At 71.5% G+C, this 10,901-nt stretch carries 12 protein-coding genes and 1 riboswitch; of the genes, 9 read left to right on the forward strand and 3 right to left on the reverse strand.

Annotation, left to right across the window (positions count from 1 at the left end; all coding sequences use genetic code 11):
* Positions 1 to 83: 83 nt before the first annotated feature.
* A complete protein-coding gene (locus AB0K34_RS44195) occupies positions 84 to 314 on the forward strand; it encodes a hypothetical protein (protein ID WP_364554504.1) in 231 nt (76 codons plus the stop codon).
* A 25-nt stretch (positions 315 to 339) separates the two neighbouring features.
* Here AB0K34_RS44195 and AB0K34_RS44200 read toward each other — a convergent pair whose 3' ends face one another.
* Complete coding sequence (locus tag AB0K34_RS44200; protein ID WP_301174209.1) at positions 340 to 810, reverse strand: DUF4190 domain-containing protein; 471 nt, start codon at positions 808 to 810, stop codon at positions 340 to 342.
* 132 nt (positions 811 to 942) lie between these two features.
* Here AB0K34_RS44200 and purN point away from each other — a divergent pair, with 132 nt between their 5' ends.
* From purN to AB0K34_RS44215, 3 genes are all read left to right on the forward strand, one after another.
* The gene (gene purN, locus AB0K34_RS44205; RefSeq protein ID WP_138639646.1) at positions 943 to 1,617 is read left to right on the forward strand and encodes a phosphoribosylglycinamide formyltransferase; all 675 of its coding nucleotides are present in this window, start codon (positions 943 to 945) and stop codon (positions 1,615 to 1,617) included.
* Positions 1,598 to 3,163, forward strand: coding sequence for a bifunctional phosphoribosylaminoimidazolecarboxamide formyltransferase/IMP cyclohydrolase (gene purH / locus AB0K34_RS44210; protein WP_364554506.1), 1,566 nt, complete (start codon positions 1,598 to 1,600; stop codon positions 3,161 to 3,163). Before purN ends, purH begins: the two co-directional genes overlap by 20 nt.
* A gap of 159 nt (positions 3,164 to 3,322) precedes the next feature.
* Positions 3,323 to 3,499 carry a hypothetical protein gene (locus AB0K34_RS44215; RefSeq protein ID WP_171069281.1) on the forward strand — a complete coding sequence of 59 codons (177 nt, stop codon included), beginning with the start codon at positions 3,323 to 3,325 and terminating at the stop codon, positions 3,497 to 3,499.
* Between the two features lie 46 nt (positions 3,500 to 3,545).
* On the opposite strand, the gene AB0K34_RS44220 is transcribed toward AB0K34_RS44215, so the two are convergent.
* Positions 3,546 to 4,139 carry a GNAT family protein gene (locus tag AB0K34_RS44220; RefSeq protein ID WP_364554508.1) on the reverse strand — a complete coding sequence of 198 codons (594 nt, stop codon included), beginning with the start codon at positions 4,137 to 4,139 and terminating at the stop codon, positions 3,546 to 3,548.
* Positions 4,140 to 4,221: 82 nt separating this feature from the next.
* A riboswitch (ZMP/ZTP riboswitch) is annotated at positions 4,222 to 4,307 on the forward strand.
* Positions 4,308 to 4,364: 57 nt separating this feature from the next.
* Here AB0K34_RS44220 and AB0K34_RS44225 point away from each other — a divergent pair.
* Complete coding sequence (locus AB0K34_RS44225; protein WP_138639643.1) at positions 4,365 to 5,213, forward strand: bifunctional methylenetetrahydrofolate dehydrogenase/methenyltetrahydrofolate cyclohydrolase; 849 nt, start codon at positions 4,365 to 4,367, stop codon at positions 5,211 to 5,213.
* Between the two features lie 162 nt (positions 5,214 to 5,375).
* Here AB0K34_RS44225 and AB0K34_RS44230 read toward each other — a convergent pair whose 3' ends face one another.
* The gene (locus AB0K34_RS44230) at positions 5,376 to 6,104 is read right to left on the reverse strand and encodes an FHA domain-containing protein (RefSeq protein ID WP_089324361.1); all 729 of its coding nucleotides are present in this window, start codon (positions 6,102 to 6,104) and stop codon (positions 5,376 to 5,378) included.
* A 383-nt stretch (positions 6,105 to 6,487) separates the two neighbouring features.
* On the opposite strand from AB0K34_RS44230, the gene AB0K34_RS44235 reads away from it, so the two are divergent.
* The 4 genes from AB0K34_RS44235 to AB0K34_RS44250 all read left to right on the forward strand — a co-directional run bounded on the left by AB0K34_RS44235 (position 6,488) and on the right by AB0K34_RS44250 (position 10,346).
* Positions 6,488 to 6,967, forward strand: a complete 480-nt coding sequence (locus tag AB0K34_RS44235; protein WP_364554510.1) for a DUF3017 domain-containing protein — start codon at positions 6,488 to 6,490, stop codon at positions 6,965 to 6,967.
* Between the two features lie 200 nt (positions 6,968 to 7,167).
* Complete coding sequence (locus AB0K34_RS44240; RefSeq protein WP_138639640.1) at positions 7,168 to 8,385, forward strand: NADP-dependent isocitrate dehydrogenase; 1,218 nt, start codon at positions 7,168 to 7,170, stop codon at positions 8,383 to 8,385.
* A 269-nt stretch (positions 8,386 to 8,654) separates the two neighbouring features.
* Positions 8,655 to 9,644, forward strand: a complete 990-nt coding sequence (locus AB0K34_RS44245) for a malate dehydrogenase (RefSeq protein ID WP_138639639.1) — start codon at positions 8,655 to 8,657, stop codon at positions 9,642 to 9,644.
* Between the two features lie 207 nt (positions 9,645 to 9,851).
* Entirely contained in the window at positions 9,852 to 10,346 is a 495-nt protein-coding gene (locus AB0K34_RS44250) for a DinB family protein (protein ID WP_364554513.1), read from the forward strand.
* Positions 10,347 to 10,901: the final 555 nt, after the last annotated feature.

Consider the following 10,901-nt stretch of genomic DNA (forward strand, 5'->3'; position numbering starts at 1 on the left):
GTGGTCCCGGGCCGCCACGGGACCGTGTGGTCGAGGTCGCAGCGGTGGGTTGGCTGGTTGCAGCTCGGGAACACGCAGGTCTCGTGCCGGGCCTCCTGGCCGAGGAGCGGCCCGCGCCCGCCCCCGCCCCCGAACCGGCGGAGCCGTCGGGCGACGGCACGATCGTCGTCGAGGGCCATCTCGTGGACGAGCCCGAGCCCGAGCCCGCGGAGCCGCGCCGCGCCGTCCCGCCGCCCCGCGCCGACCCGAACCGCACCGAGAACCGGGGCGGCGCCATCTACGTCCTGCGCGAGGAGCCCGAGCGGGACGACTAGCGGCGGCTCCAGCCAGAGGGGGCGCTCAGAGCAGGTGCCCGTACTCCTCCATCCAGCCGGGCGGCAGGTCGAGCTTCTTCTCGATCTTCGGGTAGTACTCGTCCTGGCACACCTGCCGGTCGGTGTGGGTGTTGGCGGCGTTGACGCAGTCCCAGTAGCCGCTGAACTCCGTCCGCAGGAAGACCGCCATCGCGACCATCACCAGCGACATGCCGAGGCCGATGGCGCCCATCACCATGCCGGGGAGGGCGCCGGGCACGGTGTCGCGGTCCGCGCGGGCCTGCCGGCGGGCCTTGATCCCGACGACGAGCGCGGCGACGCCGAGCACGAGGCCGAGCGGGTAGAAGAACAGCGCGGTCAGCAGCGCGACGCCGCCGAGCCACAGGGCCCGCACGCCGGCCTGCCGCGCCTGCGACGGCCCCGCGGGCGGCTCTCCCGCCGGCCGCCCGTCCGGGCGGTCCTCGGGACGGGCCTCGCGGCCCTGCTGCTCGCTCACTCTTCGTCTCCTCCTGGCCCGTGGGGTGGGGATCCGCCGACCGATTCGGGCGGATCTGCGGTGAAGCGGCGCCGAACCGGCCCGATAGGCTTCGTGGTGGCCGCACATCCCGTCAACGTTCACCGGGGAGTCATGGTGTCCGCCCGGCTCGTCGTCCTCGTCTCCGGCGCGGGGACCAACCTACAAGCGCTGCTCGACGCGTGCGCGGATCCAGCCTACGGTGCCGAAGTCGTGGCCGTGGGGGCGGACCGCCCCGGTATCGCCGGAACCGAGCGAGCGGAACGTGTGGGTTTGCCCACTTTTACGGTCTGCGTTCCGGATTTCCCGTCCCGCGAGGAGTGGGACGCGGCGCTGACCGCGGCCGTCGCCGCGCACGAGCCCGACCTCGTCGTCTCCGCCGGCTTCATGAAGATCCTCGGCCCCCGCTTCCTGGCCCGGTTCGGCGGCCGCACGGTCAACACCCATCCCGCGCTGCTGCCCTCGTTCCCCGGCGCGCACGCCGTACGGGACGCCCTGGCCTACGGCGTGAAGGTCACGGGCTGTACCGTTCACTTCGTCGACGAAGGCGTGGACACCGGACCCGTCATCGCCCAGGAGACCGTCCCCGTGGGCTGGCATGACGACGAAGACTCCCTGCACGAGCGCATCAAGCGGGTGGAGCGCCGGCTCCTCGTCGACGTCGTCGGACGCCTCGCCCGCGACGGCTGGACCGCGCGCGGCAGGCGGGTCTCGATGAAGTGCAGGACCTGTGGTGAATCTTCCGACGACCATGAGGGGAGCTCGGCCGGTGAGTCGGGTGGCGATTAAGCGCGCGCTGATCAGCGTGTACGACAAGACCGGGCTGGAGGAGCTGGCCCGCGGCCTCCACGAGGCGGGGGTGGAGCTCGTCTCGACCGGGTCGACGGCCGGCCGGATCTCCGCCGCCGGCGTCCCGGTGATGAAGGTGGAGAAGCTCACCGGGTTCCCCGAGTGCCTGGACGGCCGGGTCAAGACCCTGCACCCCAGGATCCACGCGGGGCTGCTCGCCGACCGCCGCAAGGAGGACCACCTCCAGCAGCTCGACGACCTCGCAGTGGAGCCGTTCGACCTGGTGGTCGCGAACCTGTACCCGTTCGCCGACACCGTCAACTCGGGCGCCAAGCCGGACGAGTGCGTCGAGCAGATCGACATCGGCGGCCCGACCATGGTCCGCGCCGCCGCGAAGAACCACGCGAGCGTCTCCGTCGTCGTCGACCCGTCCGCCTACGGGACGGTCCTGGACGCGGTGAAGGCCGGCGGCTTCACCCTGGAGGAGCGGCGCCGCCTCGCCGCGCTGGCGTTCGCGCACACCGCGTCCTACGACGTGGCCGTGGCCTCCTGGTTCGCGGGCGCCTACGCCCCCGACGAGACCGCCGCCGGCACCGGCTGGCCCGACTTCCTCGGCGCCACCTGGGAGCGTTCGAACACCCTCCGGTACGGCGAGAACCCGCACCAGCGCGCCGCCCTGTACCGCTCCCCGGGCGAGACCGGCCTGGCGGGCGCGGAGCAGCTGTACGGCAAGGAGATGTCCTACAACAACTACGTGGACACCGACGCCGCCCGCCGCGCCGCCTACGACTTCACCGAGCCCTGCGTCGCGATCATCAAGCACGCCAACCCGTGCGGCATCGCGGTCGGCGCCGACATCGCCGAGGCGCACCGCAAGGCGCACGCCTGCGACCCGGTGTCCGCCTACGGCGGCGTGATCGCGGCGAACCGCCCGGTCACCGCCGCGATGGCCCGGCAGGTCACCGAGAGCTTCGCCGAGGTCGTGATCGCCCCGTCCTTCGACGATGAGGCCGTCACCGTGCTGAAGGACCGGTTCAAGAACGTCCGGCTGCTGGTCTGCCCGGACGCCCCGGCCGGCGCGGTCGAGCACCGGCGCATCGACGGCGGCCTGCTGGTGCAGGGCGTCGACGCCGTGGACGCGCCCGGCGACGACCCGTCCACCTGGGAGCTGAAGACCGGCGCGGCCGTGGACGAGGCGACGCTGCGCGACCTGGCGTTCGCGTGGCGGGCGATCCGCTCGGTCAAGTCCAACGCGATCCTGCTGGCCGCGGACGGCGCGACCGTCGGCGTCGGCATGGGCCAGGTCAACCGGGTCGACTCCGCCAAGCTCGCGGTCGCGCGGGCCGGCGCGGAGCGCGCCGCGTCCGCCGTGGGCGCGTCCGACGCGTTCTTCCCGTTCCCGGACGGCCTGGAGGTGCTGACCGAGGCGGGCGTGAAGGCGATCGTCGAGCCCGGCGGGTCCGTCAACGACGACAAGGTCATCGAGGCGGCGGAGAAGGCCGGCATCAGCCTGTACTTCACCGGCGTCCGGCACTTCTTCCACTGACGCCTCCGGTGACCGGCGGTTCGCCCGGTGTGGCGCGGGACACGTGCCGCACCGGGTTTACCGCCGTCTTCTTTACTTTTTCCGGCGGGTAGCCTCGGCCCGGACCGCGCCCTCACCCTCCCATGACCCCCGGCGCGGGCATTCCGTGTTGGAGGCGCGATGGACGTGCTGCTCGCCGCGATACTGCGCTCGGTGTACCTGGTCGAATCGCTGCTGATGGACTCCCGGCAGATGATCGGGCTGGCCGCCGCGTTCCTGGCCGCCCTGCTGGCCGCCCAGCTCGGCTGGCACGGCACCGACCGCGTCCTCGCCTGGCGCCAGCGCTCGGAGGACTAGCGCACCCGCCGACGCTCGGAGGACTGGCGCGACCGCCGGCGCTTCGCTAGCGCAGCCTCGCCTTGAGCGCGGCCGCCGCCGCGGGCCAGTCGTTGTCCGTCATCCCGTACACGGCGGTGTCGCGGACCGACCCGTCCGGCCGGATCCGGTGCTTGCGGTGGACGCCCTCGAACGCCGCGCCGAGCCGCTCGATCGCCGCCCGAGACCGCGCGTTCCGGACGTGCGTGTGCCAGCCGACCCTGATCGCGCCCAGCTCGTCGAACGCCCGCCCGAGCAGGAGCAGCTTCGCCTCCGTGTTGAGCCCCGTCCGCTGCCAGCGCGCGCCGAGCCAGGTGTGGCCGATGCACAGCCCCCGGTGGGACGGGGTGACCTCGTAGTACGACGTCGTCCCGGCGACCTCCCCGGTCGCGGTGTCGATCTGGACCCAGGGGAGCCGGACGCGGCGCTCGCAGTCGGCCAGGGCCCTGTCGACGAGCACGCCCATCTCCCCGGCCGTCGCCGGCTGCCGCTCGCTCAGCCAGGCCCACACCTCCGGGTCCTTCGACGCCTCGAACAGTCCCTCGGCGTGCGCCGGGGACAGCGGCTCCAGCCGCACGTACTGCCCGGTCAGGACGGGCCGTTCGAACCATGCGTCGCTCATGTGCACGACCGTAGAAGCCGGGGAAGGGGCACCGGCAGAGCCACTTGGCGCCGATTTCCACGTGCCACTCGACCGTTACCATGGGTTTTCACGCGACTGGCGCAGGCAAGGTGGATCACCACCGGGGAGCGAACGACAGTCCGGACACCGCGCGCCTGGGTGGACGGGACCGTGAGCCGGGCCCGGTCCCGCGGGCCCTACGGCGAGATCCACGCGGAGGAACGCATGACGGCACAGATTCTGGACGGCAAGGCCACGGCCGCCGAGATCCGCTCGAACCTCAAGGTGCGCGTCGAGGCGCTCCGCGACCGCGGCGTGTCCGTCGGGCTCGGCACGGTGCTGGTCGGCGACGACCCGGGCAGCCACTCCTACGTCAACATGAAGCACCGCGACTGTGCCGAGGTCGGCATCGAGAGCATCCGCCGCGACCTGCCCGCCACCGCCACCCAGGACGACGTGGAGCGGGCCGTCGCCGAGCTGAACGCCGACCCGGCCTGCACCGGCTACATCGTCCAGCTCCCGCTGCCGAAGGGCCTGGACGAGCAGCGCGTGCTGGAGCGCATCGACCCGGCCAAGGACGCCGACGGCCTGCACCCGACGAACCTGGGGCGGCTCGTGCTGATGCAGCCGGGCCCGCTGCCCTGCACGCCGAAGGGCATCATCGAGCTGCTGCGCCGCTTCGACGTCCCGATCAAGGGCGCCGAGGTCACCGTCGTCGGCCGCGGCATCACGGTCGGGCGGTCGCTCGGCCTGCTGCTGACCCGCCGCACCGAGAACGCCACCGTGACGCTGTGCCACACCGCCACCCGCGACCTCGCCGCGCACACCCGCAAGGCCGACATCGTCGTGGCCGCCGCCGGCGTCCCCGGCCTGATCACCGCCGACATGGTGAAGCCGGGCGCGGCCGTCCTCGACGTGGGCGTCTCCCGGGTGGACGGCAAGCTCGCCGGGGACGTCGCCGCCGACGTCCGCGACGTCGCCGGCTGGGTCGCGCCCAACCCCGGCGGCGTCGGCCCGATGACGCGCGCCATGCTGCTCGCGAACGTCGTCGAGGCCGCCGAGCAGAGCCTCTGACGCATTCTCCCAGGCACCGCAAGGGCCGCCGCCCCAGCACCGAGGCGGCGGCCCTCCGCACGTTTCCCGGCCGTGGCCGCGCCGTCACCTGCGCGGCCCGGCAGGGGGTCAAGCGATCGCCCTCATGTTGCGCGCTGCCGGGAGGGCGACCGCGGGCTCAGCTCAACTGGCCCTCCGTCCCGCCGTGCTGGGCGCCGGACGGCCCGGCCCGTGGCCGTGCCCCGGCGCGCCGGGCCGGCGCGTCTCCCCGGTGGCCCGGACCCCGGGGACCCGGCCGTCCATCGGGGGACGCCCCTGGTGCGGGACGTGCACCGGCGGCAGCGGGCGGACGAGGCCCATCGCGATGACCTCGTTGGCGAGCCGCGTGCGCCGGTTGGCGCCCTCGGGGATGCGGAACTTCTGGTAGAGGCGCAGCAGGTGCTGCTTGACGGCCGCCTCCGTGACGACCAGCTCGCCGGCGATGTCGCGCGCCGTGGCGGGGGCCACGAACGCCTCGTCGGACAGGGCGGGTCGGCACAGCGAGGTCAGCACGTCGACCTCGCGGCGGGTGAGCTCGGGCGCGACGGCGCGCCGCAGTTCGACGTCCGGGTCGACCTCCTCACGGGGGATGCCCCCCAACCGGCAGCGCGCCGTGCCGAAGCTCACGACGTCACCGTCCTCCAGCACACGGCGGGCGATCGGCCGGCCGTTGACGCGCGTCCCGTTGCGGGACAGGCCCATGTCCACCACGTAGACGTACGGACCGCGTCGGACGATTTCTGCGTGCAAACGGGACACACTCGGGTCGTCGAGGCGTACGTCGACTCCTCTCCCTCTCCCGACCGTCGTAACGTCGGGGCGCAGCGGCATCACCAGCCCGCTGTCCTCGATCCGCATGAACGGCCCCTCCACGGCAGTCCTCCCAGCTAGTTAGCGACCCCTGTCTGCCGGGTTACCCGGGCGCCGTGCCGTCACACCCTCCTACTGGCGAGTAGCACCGATGGCGCAAGGGATTCCGGCCTCTCGGGCATCACCCGGGCACCATCCGTCCCACCCCTTTTCCCCGCTTGGGACGACAAGACGGACCGTTCCACCCGGGCGGCGCCCGCGAAGGAGTCGTCGATGGCACCGGTTCGGCGTTGGTGCGGCATCGGTGCGGTGCCGGCGCGGTGCCGTCCGGTGCCGGCGCGAAGGCGTCCAGCGGCTCCCGCGGTGTCGTCCAGTGGCTTACGCGATGTCGTCCCGGGGCTCACGCGATGTCGTCCCGGGGCGCGATCGGCGATACCGTGAGGGCCATGAGCACTCAGGTGCACCGGCGCCGGCGGCGCGCGCCGCGCCGCGGGGGCGCCGCGCCGCACTGGCTGGCGCAGCTGCCGTACCTGCTCGTGCTCAGCGGGGTCGGCGCCGGCCTGACGCTGTGCGCCTTCAACTACTTCCGCAAGGGCTCCGGCCTGATGGCCGCCGCCCTGCTCATCGGCGCCCTCGCCCGGCTGCTGCTGCCCGAGTCGCAGCTCGGCCCGCTCGCCGTCCGCAGCCGCTCCGTCGACTGCTGGACGCTCGTGATCATGGGGGAGATGGTGGCGTTCGTCTCGCTGAGCGTCCCGCCGATGAACAAGACCGGCCTGTCCCTCGCGGGCGCGTTCGGCATCGTGATCGCGCTCACCGCCGCGGCCCGCGGCCTGCGCCTGCTCATCGCCGGCCGCCGCGCCGCGTCCGCCTCCGCCGCGTCCGGCCCGCCCGGCGGTGCCCCGCCCGGGAACGGGCCGCCGTCCTGACGCGTCCGCGCAGGTGGAGGGCCGCCGAGCCAGGCCAGGTCTAGACCGCATGACCGGCTCGGCTAGCCTAGCCAGTTGAGCCTTACAAGGACTTGAGTCCTTTTCGTCCGGCGATCCCGGCGGCCCGAGACACCGCCATGCCCGCCGAGGATGGGAAGGCCTCGCCAGCTGGCCAGGTGTAGGAAAGGGACAGCAACAGCATGCCCAAGATCAAAGTAACGGGCCCGGTCGTCGAACTCGACGGCGACGAAATGACGCGGATCATCTGGAAATTCATCAAGGACCAGCTGATCCTGCCCTACCTCGATGTGGACCTGAAGTACTACGACCTGGGGATCGAGCACCGTGACGCCACGGACGACCAGGTCACCATCGACGCCGCGAACGCCATCAAGGAGCACGGCGTCGGCGTCAAGTGCGCCACCATCACCCCCGACGAGGCGCGCGTCGAGGAGTTCGGCCTGAAGAAGATGTGGCGGTCCCCGAACGGGACGATCCGCAACATCCTGGGCGGCGTGATCTTCCGCGAGCCGATCGTGGTCTCCAACATCCCGCGCCTGGTGCCCGGCTGGACCAAGCCGATCATCATCGGCCGCCACGCCCACGGCGACCAGTACAAGGCCACCGACTTCGTCGTCCCCGGCCCCGGCAAGGTGACGATCACCTACACCCCGTCCGACGAGGGCGAGCCGATGGAGTTCGAGATCGCGGACTTCCCCGGCGGCGGCGTGGCCATGGGCATGTACAACTACGACGACTCGATCCGCGACTTCGCCCGGACGAGCATGCGGTACGCGCTCAACCGCGAGATGCCGCTGTACATGTCCACGAAGAACACGATCCTCAAGGCCTACGACGGCCGGTTCAAGGACCTCTTCCAGGAGATCTACGAGACCGAGTTCAAGGCCGAGTTCGAGGCCAAGGGCCTCACCTACGAGCACCGCCTCATCGACGACATGGTCGCCGCGGCGCTCAAGTGGGAGGGCGGGTTCGTCTGGGCCGCCAAGAACTACGACGGCGACGTCCAGTCCGACACCCTCGCCCAGGGCTTCGGCTCCCTCGGCCTCATGACGTCCGTCCTCATGACCCCGGACGGCAAGACCGTCGAGGCCGAGGCCGCGCACGGCACGGTGACCCGGCACTACCGCCAGCACCAGCAGGGCAAGCCGACGTCGACCAACCCGATCGCGTCCATCTTCGCCTGGACCCGCGGCCTCGAGCACCGCGGCAAGCTCGACGGCAACAAGGAGCTCATCGGCTTCGCGCGGTCCCTCGAAGAGGTCTGCATCGAGACCGTCGAGCACGGCCAGATGACCAAGGACCTGGCCCTCCTGGTCGGGAACGACACGCCGTGGCTGACGACGCAGCAGTTCCTGGAGGCCCTCGACACGAACCTCCAGAAGAAGGTCAACGTCTAGCGACCGAGTGATCGCTTTTCGTTAGACCGAGTGCGGAGTTGCTCCCCGCCCATGCGGGGAGAAGGCCGTCCCGGATCCGTCCGGGGCGGCCTTTCGCGCGGGAGGCATGCCGGGGGGTGCACCTGCGCGCCGGCGGGTAGGGGACGCGCGATAGCCTGAGGCCGGAACTATCTCGACGGCGAGAGAAACCGCGGCGGCGCGGCTTCGGCGGTCGGGTACGAAGGATGGCCGCCTGAGCCCCGTCAGGTCACTGCAGGAGAAGAAGGACAATGACGCGCACCCCAGTCACCGTCACCGTTACCGGCGCCGCGGGCCAGATCGGCTACGCGCTGCTGTTCCGCATCGCGTCCGGGCACCTCCTCGGCGCGGACGTCCCCGTCCGCCTGCGCCTGCTGGAGATCCCGCAGGCGGTGAAGGCCGCCGAGGGCACCGCGATGGAGCTGGACGACTGCGCGTTCCCGCTGCTGTCCGGCATCGACATCTTCGACGACGCGACCAAGGCGTTCGAGGGCGCGAACGTCGCCCTGCTCGTCGGCGCCCGCCCGCGCACGAAGGGCATGGAGCGCGGCGACCTGCTGGAGGCCAACGGCGGCATCTTCAAGCCGCAGGGCGAGGCCATCAACGCGGGCGCCGCCGACGACGTGAAGGTCCTGGTGGTCGGCAACCCGGCCAACACCAACGCCCTGATCGCGCAGTCGCACGCGCCGGACGTCCCCGCCGAGCGCTTCACCGCGATGACGCGCCTCGACCACAACCGCGCGCTCGCCCAGCTCTCCAAGAAGGCCGGCGTGTCCGTCGCCGACATCAAGAAGATGACGATCTGGGGCAACCACTCCGCCACCCAGTACCCGGACATCTTCCACGCCGAGATCGGCGGGAAGAACGCCGCCGCGACGGTCAACGACCAGGCGTGGCTGGAGAACGACTTCATCCCGACCGTCGCCAAGCGCGGCGCCGCGATCATCGAGGCGCGCGGCGCGTCCTCGGCGGCGTCCGCCGCGTCCGCCGCGATCGACCACGTCCACACCTGGGTGAACGGCACCGCCGACGGCGACTGGACCTCCATGGCGGTCGTGTCGGACGGCTCCTACGGCGTCCCCGAGGGCCTCATCTCGTCCTTCCCGGTCACCACCAAGGACGGCAAGTGGGAGATCGTCCAGGGCCTGGAGATCGACGACTTCTCCCGCGCCCGGATCGACGCGTCCGTCAACGAGCTCTCCGAGGAGCGCGACGCCGTCCGCAAGCTCGGCCTCATCTGACCCGACTTCACATCGACGAGCCCTGGCCGGATCCGGCCAGGGCTCGTCCCATGTAAGGACCCGATCTCTGACTGCCTCCGGGGGCTTCAGTGCTCCTGAGGGCTTTGCTGGAATGGCAAGACTCCACGCCTGATCGTGGCTGGTTGGGAAGGCTGAAAGCGCGGTGACCGTCCGGCCGCCGCGCGTCCTCGATGAGGGGGAGTCACCATGCCGTCCACGACCGGCCGCAGGCGCCGCCGCGACACCCCGCCGCCCCGGACGGAAAGCAGCGAGGCCGAAGTCCTGCGCGGATTCCTCGACTACCTCCGCGCCTCGATCGCCGCGAAGGTCGACGGAGCCCCAGAACCGCAGGTGCGGACGGCCATGGTGCCGTCGGGGACGAACCTGATCGGCCTGCTCAACCATCTGACGCACGTAGAGCGCTCGCTCTTCCTAGGCGACGAGGTCACCGACTGGCAGGCGACGTTCAAGACGGTTGCCGGAGTGCCCGAGGTCGTCGCCGGATACCGGGAGGCGGTCGACCGCGCGAACGAGGTGCTGGACGGCTGTACCGACCTCGCCGCACCGCTCCCGCGTCCCCGCCCGGGACGTCCCGCCCCGAGCGTCCGCTGGGCCCTGACCCACATGATCGAGGAGACTGGCCGCCACGCGGGCCACGCCGACATCCTCCGCGAGCTCGTGGACGGCACGACGGGCCGCTGACCGCGAGCCGCCGGGCTGACATGGATGCCGGCTCATCGCCAAGCTCGCCCGACTCCGGACCGCGGGTTCAGCGCGGCTCGCTCGCGCCCAGTCACACCGGATGGTTCTGGCGCGTGGCTGATCCGCTAAGCGCAGACGGCGCCGCGCCCCGCTCCACGCAGTTGAACGAGACCTCGATGAGCAGTCCATCCAGGACGGGCAAGATGCAGGTCCCGCAACGCTATGGAGGAACGCTCGCGGAAGTGCAACGGCAAGGGCGGTAGGCGTCGCAGCCATGTTTGCTCGAACGACTCTCCGAAATTCACCCCCATATTCGGCGGGACGAGTTCATTGCCGTTCACGGCTGGCCGTTGGCGACAGGACGTAGCAAGCTTCGCTTCACGCAGGATTTCGTCGACGTTAGAGGCCGAAGGTCGTGGCCATCGATCAAGGTTTGGACGACTCGGTCTCTTCTGATGCCGGGAATTGTGGTGGGGGCGGCGCTGCGTACGGGGCCGCCCCTCCAAAGTCAAGGGCGCCTTCGGCGTCGCTTCGCGATGGGACTCCGTCCCACCC

Source organism: Actinomadura sp. NPDC049382, assembly GCF_040677125.1.
Classification (GTDB): Bacteria; Actinomycetota; Actinomycetes; order Streptosporangiales; family Streptosporangiaceae; genus Spirillospora; species Spirillospora geliboluensis.

Excerpts from the sequence above, each read along its gene's own strand:
- AB0K34_RS44250 (WP_364554513.1), top strand. The coding sequence starts at position 9,852 with ATGCCGTCCACGACCGGCCGCAGGCGCCGCCGCGACACCCCGCCGCCC.
- AB0K34_RS44240 (WP_138639640.1), top strand. The coding sequence starts at position 7,168 with ATGCCCAAGATCAAAGTAACGGGCCCGGTCGTCGAACTCGACGGCGAC.
- AB0K34_RS44235 (WP_364554510.1), top strand. The coding sequence starts at position 6,488 with ATGAGCACTCAGGTGCACCGGCGCCGGCGGCGCGCGCCGCGCCGCGGG.
- purN (WP_138639646.1), top strand. The coding sequence starts at position 943 with ATGGTGTCCGCCCGGCTCGTCGTCCTCGTCTCCGGCGCGGGGACCAAC.
- AB0K34_RS44225 (WP_138639643.1), top strand. The coding sequence starts at position 4,365 with ATGACGGCACAGATTCTGGACGGCAAGGCCACGGCCGCCGAGATCCGC.
- AB0K34_RS44220 (WP_364554508.1), bottom strand. The coding sequence starts at position 4,139 with ATGAGCGACGCATGGTTCGAACGGCCCGTCCTGACCGGGCAGTACGTG.
- AB0K34_RS44245 (WP_138639639.1), top strand. The coding sequence starts at position 8,655 with ATGACGCGCACCCCAGTCACCGTCACCGTTACCGGCGCCGCGGGCCAG.
- AB0K34_RS44215 (WP_171069281.1), top strand. The coding sequence starts at position 3,323 with ATGGACGTGCTGCTCGCCGCGATACTGCGCTCGGTGTACCTGGTCGAA.